The 18,144-nt window shown below is 40.2% G+C and carries 15 protein-coding genes; 1 reads left to right on the plus strand and 14 read right to left on the minus strand.

Features of this window, described 5'->3' with window-relative positions; genetic code table 11:
* Positions 1 to 25: 25 nt before the first annotated feature.
* Positions 26 to 1,138: a succinylglutamate desuccinylase/aspartoacylase family protein gene (locus tag F3I21_RS07805; RefSeq protein ID WP_150058649.1), complete on the plus strand. Its 1,113-nt coding sequence runs from the start codon at positions 26 to 28 to the stop codon at positions 1,136 to 1,138.
* A 33-nt stretch (positions 1,139 to 1,171) separates the two neighbouring features.
* On the opposite strand, the gene F3I21_RS07810 is transcribed toward F3I21_RS07805, so the two are convergent.
* The 14 genes from F3I21_RS07810 to cpsG all read right to left on the minus strand — a co-directional run bounded on the left by F3I21_RS07810 (position 1,172) and on the right by cpsG (position 18,141).
* Positions 1,172 to 3,466, minus strand: coding sequence for a hypothetical protein (locus F3I21_RS07810; RefSeq protein WP_146068684.1), 2,295 nt, complete (start codon positions 3,464 to 3,466; stop codon positions 1,172 to 1,174).
* 1 nt (position 3,467) lies between these two features.
* Positions 3,468 to 4,388, minus strand: coding sequence for a hypothetical protein (locus tag F3I21_RS07815; RefSeq protein WP_146068683.1), 921 nt, complete (start codon positions 4,386 to 4,388; stop codon positions 3,468 to 3,470).
* Between the two features lie 28 nt (positions 4,389 to 4,416).
* Positions 4,417 to 5,364, minus strand: a complete 948-nt coding sequence (locus tag F3I21_RS07820; protein ID WP_088516586.1) for a glycosyltransferase family 2 protein — start codon at positions 5,362 to 5,364, stop codon at positions 4,417 to 4,419.
* A gap of 86 nt (positions 5,365 to 5,450) precedes the next feature.
* On the minus strand, positions 5,451 to 6,860 hold the full coding sequence (gndA, locus tag F3I21_RS07825; protein WP_058757307.1) for an NADP-dependent phosphogluconate dehydrogenase: 1,410 nt from the start codon (positions 6,858 to 6,860) through the stop codon (positions 5,451 to 5,453).
* Positions 6,861 to 6,993: 133 nt separating this feature from the next.
* Positions 6,994 to 8,109: a glycosyltransferase family 4 protein gene (locus F3I21_RS07830; RefSeq protein ID WP_168715151.1), complete on the minus strand. Its 1,116-nt coding sequence runs from the start codon at positions 8,107 to 8,109 to the stop codon at positions 6,994 to 6,996.
* On the minus strand, positions 8,106 to 9,272 hold the full coding sequence (locus tag F3I21_RS07835) for a glycosyltransferase family 1 protein (RefSeq protein WP_088516589.1): 1,167 nt from the start codon (positions 9,270 to 9,272) through the stop codon (positions 8,106 to 8,108). The genes F3I21_RS07830 and F3I21_RS07835 overlap by 4 nt, the downstream gene beginning before the upstream one ends.
* On the minus strand, positions 9,248 to 10,150 hold the full coding sequence (locus tag F3I21_RS07840) for a GDP-mannose 4,6-dehydratase (RefSeq protein WP_150058650.1): 903 nt from the start codon (positions 10,148 to 10,150) through the stop codon (positions 9,248 to 9,250). Before F3I21_RS07840 ends, F3I21_RS07835 begins: the two co-directional genes overlap by 25 nt.
* Before the next feature lies 1 nt (position 10,151).
* Positions 10,152 to 11,192: a GDP-mannose 4,6-dehydratase gene (gene gmd, locus F3I21_RS07845; protein ID WP_058757304.1), complete on the minus strand. Its 1,041-nt coding sequence runs from the start codon at positions 11,190 to 11,192 to the stop codon at positions 10,152 to 10,154.
* Positions 11,193 to 11,230: 38 nt separating this feature from the next.
* On the minus strand, positions 11,231 to 12,616 hold the full coding sequence (locus F3I21_RS07850) for a glycosyltransferase family 1 protein (protein WP_104189692.1): 1,386 nt from the start codon (positions 12,614 to 12,616) through the stop codon (positions 11,231 to 11,233).
* Positions 12,609 to 13,826 carry a glycosyltransferase gene (locus tag F3I21_RS07855; RefSeq protein WP_104189690.1) on the minus strand — a complete coding sequence of 406 codons (1,218 nt, stop codon included), beginning with the start codon at positions 13,824 to 13,826 and terminating at the stop codon, positions 12,609 to 12,611. The genes F3I21_RS07850 and F3I21_RS07855 overlap by 8 nt, the downstream gene beginning before the upstream one ends.
* Positions 13,827 to 13,831: 5 nt before the next feature.
* On the minus strand, positions 13,832 to 14,749 hold the full coding sequence (locus F3I21_RS07860; protein WP_150058651.1) for an FkbM family methyltransferase: 918 nt from the start codon (positions 14,747 to 14,749) through the stop codon (positions 13,832 to 13,834).
* A 1-nt stretch (position 14,750) separates the two neighbouring features.
* Positions 14,751 to 15,968 (minus strand): ABC transporter ATP-binding protein, encoded by a 1,218-nt coding sequence (locus F3I21_RS07865; RefSeq protein ID WP_058757301.1) that lies wholly within the window; start codon positions 15,966 to 15,968, stop codon positions 14,751 to 14,753.
* Positions 15,968 to 16,765, minus strand: a complete 798-nt coding sequence (locus tag F3I21_RS07870; RefSeq protein WP_058757300.1) for an ABC transporter permease — start codon at positions 16,763 to 16,765, stop codon at positions 15,968 to 15,970. The genes F3I21_RS07865 and F3I21_RS07870 overlap by 1 nt, the downstream gene beginning before the upstream one ends.
* Positions 16,762 to 18,141: a phosphomannomutase CpsG gene (gene cpsG / locus F3I21_RS07875; protein ID WP_104189686.1), complete on the minus strand. Its 1,380-nt coding sequence runs from the start codon at positions 18,139 to 18,141 to the stop codon at positions 16,762 to 16,764. Before cpsG ends, F3I21_RS07870 begins: the two co-directional genes overlap by 4 nt.
* Positions 18,142 to 18,144 lie beyond the last annotated feature (3 nt).

Raw genomic sequence — 18,144 nt, forward strand, 5'->3', positions numbered from 1 at the left:
CCAGACACAGGACATCGACTGCGTTATGCAACAACAACATCATCCTTTGTTAAGCGCGACGCTGGGCACCCAGCGGGAAATTGTCAGCTTCCACTTCGGCACCGACTCACAGCAGCGGGTATATATTCAGGCGGCGCTGCACGGCGATGAACTGCCGGGCATGGCGGTGGCGTGGTATCTCAAGCAGAAGCTACTGGCGCTGGAGTCGGCGGGCAAGCTGAAAGCCAAAATCACTTTGGTGCCGGTCGCGAATCCGCTCGCACTGGGTCAGCACTGGCACGGCACTCACCTCGGACGTTTTCATACTCTTTCTGGTCAGGATTTTAACCGTCGCTTCCCGGCGCTGGGCGATACGCTGGCGGCAGAACTGGCGGGCTCGCTGACACAGAGTGAATATGAAAACAAACGACTGATTCGCGACGCCATCGATCGTCACTACCGCGACCGCATCGCCAAAAGCGAACTGGAGGCCCAGCGCTTCACCCTGATGCGCATGGCCAGCCAGGCAGACCTGATGATTGACCTGCACTGCGACTGGGATGCCTTGCCGCATCTTTACACCACACCGCACGCCTGGCCGGAGATTGAGCCGCTGGCGCGCTGGCTTGGCAGTGAAGTGCAGCTACTGGCGCAGATCTCCGGCGGAGAGCCCTTTGATGAGGCCTGCTGCGAACCCTGGCTGACACTGGCTGAGCGTTTTGGCAAGGACTACCCGATGCCGCGCGGCCTGCTGCCGGTGACGCTGGAACTGCGCGGCGTAGCCGATGTATCGCCGGAACAGGCGGAGAAGGATGCGGATGCAATTATCAATGCGCTGATTGAAGGGGGATATATTGCCGGAGAAACCGGAGACTCCCCTGCCCTGATCCATGCACCAACCCAGCTGGCAGGCTGTGAGTACATCCACGCACCTCACTCCGGACTACTGCTGAACCGCAGAAAATTAGGTGAGTGGGTTAAAGCGGGCGAAGTGGTGGCGGAGATTGTCGACCCGCTCAATGACTACGTGACACCGCTGGTGGCTGAGTTTGGCGGCGTGCTGTATGCACGAAACCTGACCAAGTTTGTCACGGCTGGGATGCTGGTGGTGAGGCTGGCGGGGGAAAATGCGGGACGCAGAGGGGATTTGCTGGTATAGGAAAAAAACGGCCTATTTAAAGGCCGTTAAAGATTAATGTTTTATAGATACTTCCTGTAAAGAAAGTCCTAACATTCTGTTATCCGTACCAAGACCTAACTCAGCTGGAGATTTAGCGTCCTTTACAAACAACTCTATCTTTTGGACCTTCTGAGAATGATCGATTGGAATTAAAACAATCGAAGCATCATTGGTTTTGGATGTAACTTCCTCTGTAACAATCTGATTATTTTGTGAAGTTTTAAACTCTATATCAACCGAATTTCTTACGTTTGATAATAAAACATTATATTTAAGCACATAAAAATTCGATGAGTCATTTGGCACTGGAAGTTGTAAAACTGCCTTATCTTTTGACCAAACATGACCCGGTTCTCTATAATACCATCCATCATCAAGTACAAAGTCAAGATTGAAATCTGTATCATTTATAACAAAAGGATAATGGATGTTTTCGGAGTTAAGATATTCGGTATATTTCTTTTCATCTAAACTAATAACAGCATAGTAATCTCTTTCTTTAACATTGAAGAATGGAATCTCATCTAATTTATAAATTAAAGACGAATAATTCTTTTTTATAACAGCGGGACACTTGAAATCCAGATCATTTTTAAGTGAAATCCGCTTTTCTGATGATAAAGGCAGTAGTGTATCCTCAGGGCATTCCCAATAATGGGCAGACCATAACATGTTAACAAAAGGAATTATGATATAATCAACGTCTTTATTTAATAACAACTGAGTTATATAAGGAATTTGAGCGTCAGAAACTGCTCCTTGTAGATTGAGCATAACCGGCGGCCAATGCAATTTAGCCACATCTAAATTCTTATCACCACCAATATTAAAGGTTTTGAAATTAGAATAAGGCGCTAAATAATTAGCAAAGAAATCATTATTCCATGGAATGAATGCCACTCGAGACGAACGATCGATATCAATTTTAAGATTGTCGACCATTTTCTTGTTAATATCCGCTACGGATAAAAAATTAGCTCTTCCATAGTTCCAGGCCTTAGATAAATGAGGAAGAAATAGAGCGACCAGTAGAATTGAAAATATATATTGCCTCTTTTTACTTACTCTTACCAACATACTTAAAGTTAGGACCCAAAAGCAAAAGGATGCTAAAGCGATCCACCTATATGAGGCTCGCATAACATTGAAGCCAGGAAGGTATTGCGATATAAAAGAATTACCAGTTGGAGCTAATGCATACTTCTCAGGCATTAGCATAGTATTAGCCATATCAGATGGCGCGATGTAATTATCAGGTTTAAATGAGAAAAGCTTTATCGATGGTCCTAGTGCCATATAAACAGAAAAAACACCCAAAATAAAAACACAATAAAACCAGATACTTTTTCTCTTGTTTTGATACCATCCAATTACACCTAACAATAAAAATGGCAAAATAAAGCTCGTATTCCATACTGAGGCATCACCAAAAAATTGTGATGCTGTTCGATGTTTCGATAAAGCTAATAGATCATAAAACCAAAACACACCTTGAGTAGGAATAAATAAAAAGCTTAAATCTAACCCCCAACCTCTAAAAAAATCTAAAGACTCTGGCTGATATGAACTTTTCCCTATGAAACAGGAATAAAGAAGGTAAGCACAGCAAAAAGCCACTAAATATCCAATTAATTTCTTGAGAAAGAATGATTTTTTATTGGCTGATTGAAGGAATGAGAATAAAGCTATTGCAGATGCTGCTACCGCAAACATGATAAAAGTATAGCCATCCATAAAAACGGATATAATTACAGAACTTAGAAAGGCTAAAAACTTTAATGAAAGCTGACTGAAATCATATTCAGATGCCTGAAAGAAAACATAGGTTATCCAACAATAAAATGGAATGAGAGCTATTCCAAGCATCAACATCGAATAGCCTGAGTGGCGTCCGATAACTGGTGTGATAAGCCAAAGTAATGAAAAAATAGATGCAATATTTTGGCTTGCATGAAATAACCTACTGATTTTATAGCATCCTAAGAATGCCAAGCCAATATATAAAGCAAAAACTAAGCTATAAGCAGCCTCGGGCAAAATGCCGAACTTAATTAACCAACTTAATGGTAAAACAGCGGATAATCCAAATGCGATAGCGGCAGGGTGTGGGAACCCTATATCATAAGCATATAAATTGAAAAAACCTTCGTTAGATAGAGATTTCGCATAACCCATAGCCCACAGCGCCTGTCCCATTGTAGGCAGTGATAAAAAAGGTATAACATTGTTGATTATTAATGCCAATAATAAGCATATTGTACAGAAAACAAAATTCCCAGAAGAGAATTTAACATCACCAACCATCATCTTAGTTGATTCTCCGAATATAAAAAGAAATAGTATAAAAAAACACATCACCTAACACAGTGACTATCCTGGAGATCAATACTGTTAAAATTATAATATCCTTATCGTATAATCCGCCCAATAAGTAAATAAGCACAACCTCTCTAATCCCCATTCCTGCCGGAGCTCCAGGGGTGACCAATCCTATTAACCAGGCTGTAACAAAGGCTGCAGGCACGAAAAAGAGGAAATGCATTTTACTAAAATCAAGAAAACCCTGTTCACTTACAATGCAAATAAGGAAATAAAAGATAAATCCTGACAAGGTTAGAAATATAACTTGCTGTATAAAAGCTTTACCTAACAACTCATTAAAAAAAACAGATAAAAAGTAATAGAAAACGACTGTTGTTACTAAAAAAACAGGCAAAGATAATACTGTCGCTATTTCAGGAAGATTAAAATAAGCGGGGGCTGCAATTATCAGAAAAACTGCTCCACTTATTGCTAACAAACCAAGCTCCCAAACAGTGGACTTAGCAAGGGCTACTCCTGATACGCCATCTTTCAAACCTAATGCCTGACGGCCTGCCAAATGAAATATATTGCCGGGTATATATTTTCCAATTTGGGCTAGACCATAAGTTGAAATTGCCCACTTAAGCTTTTTCTCAGAACCAGACATTGCCAAAATGTTTTTCCAGGCGCATCCTAACAATAGACTACCAAGTCCATAAAGAACAACCAGTATCAACACAATGAAAACATGCTTCAAATTAAAAAACGACAAGCTTTCACTTGTAAGATAGCTATTCAAACGCAATGCTACAAAGATAATGCTCAGTATTGCAATAAGGCCACCAATAAAATTCAACGCTTTTGCGTAATTTTTTTTATTAGCACTTACACTTGTGCTATTGTTTACAGGTATTTTACCGTTCATCTCATCCACACCCTAATAAAATACCGAATCACTCTTTTTCATCATGTAATATCTTATTTGTCTTAACACGAATATCTTCTAATAATTTCCGGTTGGCGGATAACAAATCAGCCAAAAATGAGACTAATATCGTTTGGAATCCCATCATGATTAAAATGGCGGAAAGAATCAGCGACTGAATATGCCCTTCACCATCACGGAAAAAGTAAAAATATAAATATCTTATACTAATCAAAACCCCGACTGACATCAATAAAGAACCAATTGTTAAAAAGAATCTGAATGGTCTATAGATGACAAATATTCTTATAATAGTAAATATACTTCTTTGAATATATGAGGGAATACTTTTTACTAGCCTTGATGGGCGAAGGTCATCATTAACGTCAACAGGTACAGAGCAGATTGAAATATCTTTTTGTCCCGCCTGAATTATGGTTTCTAATGTGTAAGTATATTCGCTAAAAACGATCAATTTCTGTGCAGCGCTTCGGCTTATTGCTCGAAACCCACTAGGTGCGTCAGGAATATTTGTTTTACTTGCTCCCCTTACAACCCAACTACCCAATTTTTGCAGAAACTTTTTTGCAGGTGAAAAATGTTCAATGGTTGCTATTGGTCTGGCACCGATAACCATTTCAGCTTTTTTTTCAAGAATTGGAGTTACTAAATCAGGAATATTATCAGCATTGTATTGATTATCTGCATCAGTGTTAATTATTACATCAGCACCTAATTTTAGACAGTTATCTATACCCGTCATAAAAGCTACTGCTAATCCTTTATTACCCATATGTTGAACAATATGATCAACACCGCATTCCTTAGCGACTTCAACAGTATTGTCCGTACTGCCATCATCAATTATAAGCCATTCGACTTTATCAAACCCCTTGACATGACGGGGTAACGCTGCCAAAGCAATTGCTAAAGTTCCAGCCTCATTGAAACATGGCATTTGAATAATAAGTTTCACTTTTTAAATCCCGAGATAATTTAATTGAATAATAAAAGAAAACAAAAAATCCCAGCAAGCTGGGATTTTTTACTAAAGATAAATGATCAAACTAGCCATTCAGTATGGAACACACCGTCTTTATCAATACGCTTATAAGTGTGCGCACCAAAATAGTCGCGCTGCGCCTGAATCAGGTTGGCAGGCAGCACTTCTGAGCGATAGCTATCGTAGTATGCAATTGCCGCTGAGAAGGTTGGCGTTGGAATACCGTTCTGGATGGCATAAGAGACAACATCACGCAGCGCCTGCTGATATTCATCAGCGATGTTTTTGAAGTAGGGATCCAGCAACAGGTTTGCGATGTTAGCATCGGTCGCATAAGCATCAGTAATTTTCTGCAGGAACTGTGCACGGATGATGCAACCAGCACGGAAGATCTTCGCGATTTCACCGTAATGCAGATCCCAGTTGTTCTCTTCTGAAGCCGCACGCAGCTGAGAGAAGCCCTGAGCATAAGAAACGATCTTACCCAGATACAATGCACGGCGCACTTTCTCAATGAACTCAGCTTTGTCACCGGTGAAGGCTTGCGCCTGAGGGCCGCTCAGCACTTTAGAAGCTGCAACACGCTGTGACTTGAGTGAAGAGAGGTAACGAGCAAATACTGACTCAGTGATCAGAGAAAGTGGCTCGCCAAGGTCCAGGGAGCTCTGGCTGGTCCATTTACCAGTACCTTTGTTGGCTGCCTCATCCAGAATCACATCAACCAGGTATTTACCGTCTTCATCTTTTTTGGTGAAGATATCTTTGGTGATGTCGATCAGGTAGCTGCTCAGCTCACCGTTGTTCCAGTCAGTGAAGGTTTTAGCCAGCTCTTCATTATTCAGACCGAGTGCGCCTTTCAGTAAAGCATATGCTTCTGCAATCAGCTGCATATCGCCATACTCGATACCGTTGTGAACCATCTTCACATAGTGACCAGCACCGTCCGGACCGATGTAAGTAACGCAGGCTTCACCGTCTTCTGCACGCGCAGCAATTTTATCCAGAATTGGCGCTACCAGTTCATACGCTTCTTTCTGACCGCCAGGCATGATCGATGGGCCTTTCAGTGCGCCCTCTTCGCCGCCGGAGACACCGGTACCGATGAAGTTGAAGCCCTGATCAGACAGTTCTTTATTACGACGGATAGTGTCTTTATAGAAGGTGTTACCACCATCAATCAGAATGTCGCCCTTATCGAGGTGTGGCGTCAGTGAAGCGATGGTTTTATCTGTCGCTTCGCCTGCCTGTACCATCAGAAGGATGCGGCGGGGTTTTTCTAACGACTCGACAAATTCTTCCACGGAGTAATAAGGAGCAAGTTTTTTGCCCTGATTTTCAGCGATAACTTCATCAGTCTTTTCACGTGAACGGTTAAAGATTGAGACTGTGTAACCGCGGCTTTCGATGTTAAGAGCAAGGTTGCGCCCCATCACTGCCATACCTACAACGCCGATCTGTTGCTTGGACATTACATACTCCTGTCTGTGGTCTCGCTAGGTGTTACCAGTAACACCATTCAGTAAGTGACCAATATGTTAACTTATGAGAGGTGATAAGAGGTAATTATTGATGCTTTTTGAGAAATGCAGCGAGTGATAAAATTTACTTATTTAACAGAGACATATATAAACCTGCATAACTTTCAATCATCTTGTCCGCTGTAAAAAGTTTTTCGAATCGTTGTTGAGCAGCCTGGCCAAAGGTATGAGCCTTCTCTGGGTTGAACCAGATCTCATCCATAGCTTCGCGTAAAGCCCTGGGGTCTGAAGGCGGGACAACCAGACCGGTAAGACCGTCAATATTGATGAAAGTAGTACCGGTTCCAATTTCGCTTGAAATCAGTGGTTTTGAGTACAAAGCCCCTTCAAGCAAAGAAATACCAAAAGCTTCTGAACGAAGATGTGAAGGAAAAACTAAGCAAGTGCAAAGCTGTAATAACGCAGATTTATCGTCATCCTGTAATGCACCAAGGAAATGAATATTGTCGATACCCAACGATTGGGCTTGCGCTTTCAGTTCAGATTCGATGGGTCCCGCACCAACAATGACAACAGGATAATCACTACCAGCGACAGCATCGATGAGTATGTGAAGCCCTTTATAGTAACGAAAAGTCCCAATGAAAAGAAAAAAGCCGTTAGGGAATCGCTGGGACCACTTTTCTAATACCTGGGGATCATTGTTTTGATAAAAACTTTCATTCAGACCATAGGGAATGACCTTAACTTTATCTTTAAATTTTTGCAGAATCGGGCTACTTTCGACATAATTTGGTGATGCAGCAACAATGCAATCTACACTGGAAAGGAACCTATTCATCAATGGTGTATAAAGTTTTAGCAAAGCCTTTTGTTTAACAATATCGGAATGATAGCTTACGATCGATGGCTTTTTTGTAAAATTTGAGAAATGCAGGACATCCATAAACGGATAGGGAAAATGATAATGAATAATGTCTGCCTGTGTTGCTAGCTTTTTAAACTCAGCAATAGCAGTAAATGAAATTGGCGTAGAAGCATACTCAAATAATGTTTTAACACGATGAATAGTATGATGATCCAACATTGAAATAGCATCATCAAAATCAGGACTATGCGTAAAAACCGTTGATTGGATATTTTCTTTCACACCGCCTTCAGCGAGCTGATAAATAACTTGCTCAATCCCACCAAAAGTATCCGGGTAATATGTTTTATAGCAGTGAAGGACTTTTATCATATTAATTTAGAAACCTGATCATACGCTTCTATCGTTTTATCGGCACAGAATGACCACGAATAATTTTGGGCTTGACTAAGACCAACCTGGATCATTTTCTGTTTCAACTCCTCATCATTAATCATCATTTTCAGATAATGCGTGAGCAATTCTATGTCTTCCGGTTCATGCATTAGCGCGGCATCTCCAACAACTTCAGGTAATGACGTTGCATTTGAACAAATAACGGGAGTGCCAGATGACATAGCCTCCAAAACTGGTAATCCAAACCCTTCATAAATCGAAGGAAAGAGGAAACTGTTAGCAGCACTAAAGAGCATGGGTAAATCGTTACCTGGCACAAAGCCTAAATATTTCAACCAGCCTTCCCGCTCGCCTTTATCAAAAAGACGAAAGAGCTCTTCATTTTCCCAGCCTTTATATCCGCTAATAACGAGCGGGAAATTGTTCTTCTCTTGTAATGACAAGCGATCATATGCACGTAGAAGCGTTAAAATATTTTTTCTGGGTTCGATTGTACCAGTATAAAGAAAGAAGCGACGCCATTTTAAATGATACTTATCCAATACTGCGTGAACATCCTCTTGAGTTCGCGAATGAAATTGGTGATTACACGCCAATGGTGCAACTGAAATTTTCTTCTCATCCAGCGAAAAAAATTCCATCAACTCATTTTTTGTATAATACGAATCCGTTATCAATACCGAAGCACGCTTTACAGTGTTACGCAACTCTTTCTGCATGAGATGTACTCTCCCAGCAGGATGGAACTGTGGCCAATGAAATACTGACAGATCGTGAAAAGTCGCAACGCAATTTTTAACACGCGGAGGGAGATAATAATTAGGACTATGGTAAATGTATTCTTTGAATTTTTTAAGTGCCCGGGACTTTAAATGAGGAAAAACAAGGCGATAAACTTCACTAACTATTTTGCTTTTTTGTAACTCTCGCTTAAGCGACTGAACGGATTGCGAAGATTCACTTGCAACCGCCAATGAATCTCTTATTCTTGTTCCATGCAAAAAAGTAAGTGAAAGTTTATCTTCCCGTTGCTGAAGTTGTTTCGCCAGTTCAAAAGCATAACGCCCGATACCCGTTAAAGGGTATTTTATGCAATCCGTCGAGAAAACAACCTCTAGCTTTTTGTTTCCAGCATCCATTTCAGAGTTTCCCTAAGTGGTACTTTTTGCATTTCATGGCCAATCAGACTATTCAGCAACGAAATATCACCGCACAACTCTTTGATTTCATTTGGTCTAACAAATCCAGGATTTACCTCAATGGTTATGGAGTGACCGGTAATATCTTCACAAAGGCTAATAACATCTCTAAGTGAATGCATCTCTCCAGTAGCAACATTGACCACTTCCCCAAAAGCTTTACACTTTAGTAATTCAGCATAGCATTTTACTAAATCTCGTACATCTGAGAAGTCACGCCATACATCTATATTACCAAGTTCAATAACGTCTTTGCGTTCGCGGAAATGTTTGACAATTTTAGGAATTAAAAAATTCTCAGCTTGCCCTACTCCCGTATAGTTAAAAGGACGGGTAATAATTAATGGCAACTTATCTTTAAACAGGTTAGCCATGTATTCCATAGCAAGTTTGCTAACGGCATAATCATTGGCAGGATTCGGAAGCGTTGATTCATCAAGCTTACCAGCAATATTATTTCCATAAACGTTTGCGCTACTTGCCACTAATACGGCTTCGGGCTTTTTCTTTGTTTCTGTTAACGCAGATAGCAAGTTGCGCGTGCCGGAAAGGTTGACATCATAGAATGCGTTCGGCTTTGAGTGACCAACAAAAGCAATTGCTGCCAAATGAACGACCACATCGGGACTTATACAATCTACTGCGTTTTTAACTTGAATATTATCTGTGAGATCTACTTGAAAATAGTTATCGATATTATCCGAGGAAGCTGAACCCAGGCCATAAACATCATATCCAGCAGCGGAAAGTTCCGCTGCCATATAATGGCCGGTAAAGCCCTTGATCCCGGTGATCAATGCTTTTTTGCCATTAGTCATATTAGAAAGAGAATCCTTGTTCGTTACGGCGAAGGTCTTCTTTAACCATCATAGCACATAACTCTTCAAGAGTAGTTTTAGGTTCCCATCCAAGAATATCCTTAGCACGCTGGGGATTACCGATCAGTAATTCAACTTCGGCTGGACGGTAGAATTTCGGATTCACTTTTACAACAACTTTATTTGTTGCCACGTCAATTGCCACTTCCTGTTCGTCTTTACCTTCGAAACGTAATTCAATACCAGCAGCTTTAAATGCCATCGATACGAAGTCACGTACAGTTTCTGTTCGGTTGGTAGCAAGTACAAAGGTATCCGGTTCATCTGCCTGAAGCATCAACCACATTCCTTCTACATACTCTTTAGCAAAGCCCCAGTCGCGTTTCGCATCAAGGTTGCCCAGTTCAAGTACATCAAGCTTACCAAGTTTGATTTTTGCAACTGAATCAGTGATTTTGCGAGTAACAAATTCCTGACCACGCAGCGGGGATTCATGGTTAAACAAAATTCCGCTTGAAGCAAAAATGTTATAGCTTTCACGGTAGTTAATCGTCATCCAGTGCGCATACAACTTAGCCACGCCATATGGGCTTCTTGGATAGAATGGTGTGTCTTCTTTTTGAGGGATAGCCTGAACTTTCCCAAACATTTCGGACGTAGAAGCCTGATAGAACCGAATTGATGGATTAACAATTCGGATGGCTTCAAGCAAATTTACAGGGCCTACACCTGTTATTTCGGCAGTCGTCAATGGTTGTTCGAATGAGACACCAACAAAGCTCTGAGCCGCTAAGTTGTAAACTTCAGTTGCACCGCTAGTTTGAAGAAGGCGAATACTTGCTGATAGATCAGTCAAATCATATTCGATCAGATGCAAGCTTGGGTTGTTTTTAATTCCCAACTCTTCAATACGCCAGAAGTTCACGGAGCTAGTACGACGATATGTGCCATAAACTGTATAATTTTTCTGTAAGAGAAGCTCTGCAAGATAAGCACCATCTTGTCCAGTGATACCAGTTACGATTGCAACCTTGTTACTCATAAGAAATTCCACTTTTTTGGTTAAACATAAATACAGTTTTACTTTACTAATATAGATTCAGCGGTATCAGACCATTTGGTCGAACTATATTCTTTACTGATTCTTAACTCTTTCTGCCTTATAACATCCGGATTTTCAATAAGATACTTAATATTATTTGACCATGCGGGCACATCCCAGGGATCCACATAATCGAGCAAATCCCCAGCGATTTCTGGGATAGATGCTGCTGAAGAAGCCAGGCAGTATTTTCCAAACGCTAAACTCTCAGCAACAGGCAATCCCCAACCTTCATATAATGACGGATAAACTGTAAACCAACAATTTTTATAGAGCAGTGTTAATTCTGGATCGGAAACATTATTCAATTGAATAATATTACCTTTCACCCTTGGATCCAGATTCAAATCGGTAATAAAATCATTCATACCCCAACCTGGCATGCCAACAAATACAAGTAATGGCAGATCATGGACCTTGCTATCCACTAGTCTTGTATAGGCTTTATATAATACCTCATGATTCTTTCTTCTTTCAATCGTAGAAACAAATAATAAATATTTTTTGCCCAATAAAAATTGTACTTCATTAGAGATTTCTGGTTGCGTATCAACTTCACTAATTTCACAACCTAACTTAACGATAGTTAACTTTGGGATAGGCGTTCCAAGTTGCTCTAACAATTCTTTCAAATCATCCCTGGAGCATTTAGAAATACAAAATATTTCATCGGCACACCAGGCAACATCGGAAAAATAATGTGAAAATTTTCCAGCAACGTCCCCCACACAAAGATGAGGTAATTTTACAGGAATCACATCGTAACAGAAAAGCTTAACTTTAAGATTAAGTTCTTTTTTTAATCTATATAAATACTGAAAATCTTTTTGATCCCAATCCAGTCCCATTGATATGTATTCATCACCTTGGCTAAAAGGTGAATTCACATTATCAGAAGCCCTATGTCCAAGCTGCTGAACGTTTACGGGAGTTGCATTAGGTTTTAACAACTGCTGTAAAGCTAACTTTGCATATCTTAAGGAAGCTAACAAACTACTAGCCGCAATACGCCGTGGCAGAAGATAGTTTAAAACTCTTCTCTGTAAGCTCGTTGGTAACTTACGAATTAAATTAAGAATGAAACTTTTGAATTTTGCTTTATAATTAATCGTTGACGGTCCCGGCTGAGCAATTAAAGTTTCTTTCTTTTTAATATGTCCATTTATCCGCTTGATTGTTTCTTCGACAACTCCTTTCTCTACCTCATAATAACCTTTTGATGGATTATATGCGCAGAATTTAACAGAGGCTGATGAATTCATCTTTAAGGCATACGTGGCGCATTCAACTTCTGTTCTGACAATACCAACAGCAGATCTATGCCATCCTAAAATTGTTGTGACATCAATCCAAGTATTATGCATTTAGACTAGCCTCATATTCTTTTTCCACCTCGAGAATCAAACTATCCAATGATTTGTCCCATGTTAACTTTTCTAAGCTGGAAAGCTCTTTGGAATCTAAAATTGGTGAAATTCTTGTCAAAACTTGCCTGGTTGCTGAAAAGAATTCTTCAGGATTATTAATAATATTGATACGAGAGCTATCACAAAATTCTTCGAAACCTCTAAAAGCTGATAGAGTGCCTATTACTGGCTTGCCTGAGTAAAGAGCTTCAGCGGTTTTGAGATTTGAACCACCACCATGTTCAATAGGTAAAAAATATGCATGTGCTCTATTCTTAACTTCCGCTAAGTCATCATCATCTAACACATACAAAAACTCTAGACGGCTGATATTAATGCTAGCCCATTTCGATTTTAAAACTTCTTTATAAATATGTTCACAAACACTACCAGCAATAACAAGCTTACTATCAGGCGGAATACAAGCTAAACTCTCCCCAATAATTTTATTAAAACTGGTAAAGTTAGGTGGATGAGCACTGGCAACATAGAGCATCCATGGGGATTTAGGTAATTTACTTTCCCATTTACTGGTCAAAGTATCCGTTTTCCATGGTTCAATACCATTTGCTGCTAACGTAATGGATTCACGGCCCCAACCTTGCATAGACTTAACATCATTTTTTGTCACCGCAGCTACTACATCTGCTTCATGTACGGCTCTCATTTCCAGATGCTTGATGTCTTCAATTACATCGTCTCGGTCTGCAATATTATATTGTTCTAATATATCATTCTTTAATAAAAACTCTATATTTTGAGAACCAAAAACTACGATCGAGTTTTTATATTTTGGAATGCTCTTTATTTTTTCGACCAGATTCCAGAGCCAACATTGTTCAACGTGAATTACGTCAATTTCTGTCGGGAGGTTAGCTAAAATTTTACTGAACCCTCCTTCATCTGAAGTAGCATATGCGCCAGTTAAAAGATCATTAATTAGTGGAACGTGTCGTCCCTTGTAAGATCTAAATAAGGAATCAACAGGAAATGGGATATCATAGGGACCAAGTTCGTCACCCAAAAAACTTTCTTCCTCATATACTGCTATGGACCTAGTCTTCCAACCATTTCGCTCGAACTTCTTGACTAACTGGCTAAGTCTGATCTGACCGCCATGTCTTGGTTTGGCAAATGGATAAGTGCTCAAAAAAAGGATGTTTTTCATTATATTTATTTCCTTCTTAAAAATGCTGAAACACGTCTAAAAGGAGATGTTAGCTTCCATGAGTGGCTGCTGTAAACTTCACTCAATTTATTTTTCAAGATCATATTTTCATCCAAAAAAATACGCAACTCTTCATTCTTGTCTACTAAAAGCTCATTCAGAGAGCTAACCTCGTCATTCATTACTTGAAGATTATCTTGAAGCTCCGCGATAACTTCTTTATTCAAATGTTCAGCATAAGTAATAAATTCGTCAAAAACATTAGGTGGATTTTTAAAATTAGGAAGTAATTCCTCATGCTCTTTGCTAATATAAAATCTATTCAAACCATCAAAGTATGAAAATATATAATCGTTAGCAAGCAATATCTCTTCCCAACTAGTATGACTTTCATTTTGTGAGTTTGGTGCTGTCGATTCAATAACAAGAATCCAGGGTCGATACTTTGACCAATCGTTACTCATTACGACTTGCTCTTCAACTCCTTCAACATCAATTTTTAGAAAATGTATATCAGTAATATTAGCTGGCAACGATTCTTCGATTGTTTGTTTAAGAGTTTTTACTGGCGTTTTTCTCCAAACGCCCTTAAATCCATTTAACTCATGTTGCTCGACAACACTTTTATCCAGTGTCGCCCACCCTCTAATATCAGATTCCCAAATATCTAATTCGCTTGTGCAATTTGATATAGCATAGTTCAGATTTATATCTCGTTCTCTATTTTCAACTAATGCATCGTAATGTTTTTTGAGTGGTTCTATATTTATCCCACTCCATCCATTTAGGTAAAAAAGATTGGTAACAGAATCGATTAGCGGGTCATTAGCACCAATATCAATATAGAATCCATTAGTTATATCTTTTAAAGAACGCCACAACATCACGTCTTCAAAGTTTTGAGCGAAACTTACTATCGGCATTTCAATTTATCTCTATATCTGGATCAATCCATGCGCATCCGGCAAAGTGTGGTTTATTAATGTTAATGATGTTAAAAACCATCGCCAAGTCTCGCCACTCGTAATTGTTAACTAAGTGAGTATCCGTACTGACTAATGCTGTTTGAATTGAGTAGCTACCAGGACCTAAGTTAGCGTTAAATCTAATGTTAAACACATACTCTGACCCTTTTCTAGCCTCAATTATGGCTTGTTTTTTTAAGTCAGTATTGGTTCCGTATATTACTTGTCCCAGTCTGTCTTTAATACCGTAACCCAACACAAGTCTCGGCAGATTTTCATTAACAACCACTGTTATTTTGAGTGTAACAGCTTCACCTACATCGATAAATTCAATGCTGTCTCCTTTCTGATTTAATATCCGAATATCTTTGACGGTTGCTTCTCCACTGCCCGATACAGTTTGGATACTACCATCAGCAAGCTCAACTTGTTCTATTTTCTGATTCTGTTTATCAGCCAACAGAGCATTATAGTAATCCATTACAGACTCAGGATCCCCTTCCATCTCCAGCTTGCCCCTGTTTAACAAGATGGCTTTATCACAAATACTCTGGATGGATTGTTTATCATGCGAAACTATAAGGAGAGTCGTGCCTGCACGACTGAATTCTCTGATTCTATTGAAGCTTTTATGCTGAAAATAAGCATCACCAACAGAGAGTGCTTCATCAACAATAAGAATATCTGGTCTAACAGCTGTAGCGACTGAAAAAGCTAGTCTCATTTGCATCCCGCTCGAATACACTCGAACAGGCTGATCTATATATGCTCCGATCTCTGCAAACTCCTCTATCCCCGGCATCAGCTGATAAATTTCTTCAAGACTAAATCCTAAAAGCTGTCCAGACATAATTACATTTTGTCTACCTGTAAAATCTGGATGGAATCCCATCCCTAATTCCAGCATAGCTGCAACCCTACCTTCTAAACTAATTTTTCCAGTAGTTGGTTGCGTGGTACCAGTAATCATTTTTAGAAGTGTGCTTTTACCTGCGCCGTTAATCCCTATAATACCCAGCGCTTCTCCAGGATGGACCTCGAAGGAAATATTTTCTAATACCCATTTTAGCTTATGGCGTTTTCTTTTACCTGGTAGAAACCATTCCGCTAAACGACTCCACCTTGTGGGATACTGCTTATATGCTTTTCCAACATTATTAACTGTTATCTTACCCATTACAATTCATCCACCATTTCACCGGAATGCTTGCGAAACAACTTCAAGCCAATTACGCATAGAATAATCCCGATAAATAACGTAGGTATTAACTGGTGCAGTTGAGGCGATTCGCTTTTGACTAGAATATTCTGCGCTGCAGTAATTACTCCATACATGGGATTGTATGATAGGTATTGCTGAGCCTTAGCAGGCAATATGTCTGCAGGATATATGATCGGAGTTAGCCAGAACCAAAACTGGAGAGCTATTCCGAAAAATTGCCCAACATCTCGAAAAAAAACATTCAATACACCTAATGTGATACCCAAGCCAATTGCAAAGACCATTAATACTAAAAGCACTGGAATTAAGTAAAAATAACTTAACCCCGGAAAGTTGCCAGAAACCAACAAAAATAGTGTAAATAAGCTAAAAACTATTGAGAAGTTTAATAAAGCATTACATATAATTGTCACTGGCAAACATAAGCGCGGAAAGCTAATTTTTTTAAGTAGATTAGCATATTCAAGGAATACATTCTGACCTCTACCAACGACTTCAGCGAAAAGCCCCCAAGTCAAAATACCGGAGCAAAGGTAAATGCTATAGCCAAAGCTATTAGTAACTCCAGGCATCCTCGAATGCATCACTTGAGAAAATATAACTGTGTAAACCACTATCATGGATAGTGGGTTAAGTATATTCCACAGCGCACCTAATAGTGAGTTTTGATATTTCGCTTGAAATTCTCGCTTAACATTACCTAAAACGAACCCACGATAACCCCATAAGGATTTAAAAAGAGATAGATTCATTCCTGCGCCTTAATTAAATAAGAGATAGCCTCAAGCTTTTCTTTCACTAAACCATCATTTGATCTTGATTCAACGTTCAATCTTAGTAATGGCTCAGTATTTGATGTTCTAACATTGAATCTCCAATCAGTAAATTCAAAGCTCAAGCCATCAATAGTATCTGATTTAAAAGCATCCAGTCCAAATTCACTTTTTAAATTTTCAAGGATTTTTTTTGCATCATTAACTTTATAGTTAATCTCGCCACTGCACGGAAATGCTTTCATACGTTCCGCAACCAGTTCAGACAGCGTCATTCCTTTCACCGCCAGCAACTCTGCTACCAGCAGCCACGGAATCATTCCGCTATCGCAATAAGCAAAATCACGGAAGTAATGATGTGCGCTCATTTCGCCGCCGTACACAGCATCTTCTTCACGCATGCGCTCTTTAATAAACGCATGACCTGTTTTAGACATAACAGGTATGCCACCCGCTTTAGTGACGACGTCGATGGTGTTCCAGGTCAAACGGGGATCGTGAATGATCTTCGCGCCAGGCTCTTTTTTGAGGAACGCTTCGGCCAGCAGGCCAACAATGTAATAACCTTCGATGAACTCTGCATTCTCGTCAAACAGGAAGCAGCGATCAAAGTCGCCATCAAATGCGATGCCCATGTCGGCTTTGTTCGCTTTCACCGCATCGGAGGTATCTTTCCGGCACTCTGGCAGTAAGGGATTAGGAATACCATTCGGGAAGTTGCCATTCGCTTCATGGTGAACTTTAACGAAGGTGACCGGTGCATTCGCCTGCCGGAAGCGCTTTTCGATCTCATCGATAACATGACCGGCAGCGCCATTACCCGAGTTGATGACCAGCGTCATGGCTTTGGTGAAATTTGCCAGATCAATGTAGCCCATCAGGTGATCGACATAGGCATCCAATACCGAAATCTGTTTATAGCTGCCACGCTTCGCTGCATCGACCGGCGCAAAATCGTTAGCTTCAGCCAGACGCTGAACATCACGTAAGCCTGTATCGCCACTGATAGGACGGGAACCTTCACGCACCAGCTTCATGCCGTTATAGTTCATCGGATTATGGCTTGCCGTCACTTCGATGCCACCATCAATGCCTAAATGGAAGGTGGCGAAATAAATCTCTTCCGTGCCGCTTAAGCCGATATCAAGTACATTGGTACCCGCATCCATTAAACCATTGGCCAGGGCCATTTTCAGGCTTTCGCTGGTCAGCCGAACATCGCCGCCCACAACAATCGTTTCCGGCTTTAAAAATTCGCCATAAGCGCGACCAATACGATATGCAATTTCTTCATTTAATTCCGCGCCAAGCTCACCGCGAATGTCATAAGCTTTAAAACAGGTCAATGCTGCCATGAT

Origin of the sequence: Pantoea sp. B_9, assembly GCF_008632015.1 — a bacterium.
In the GTDB taxonomy this organism is placed as follows: Bacteria; Pseudomonadota; Gammaproteobacteria; order Enterobacterales; family Enterobacteriaceae; genus Pantoea; species Pantoea dispersa.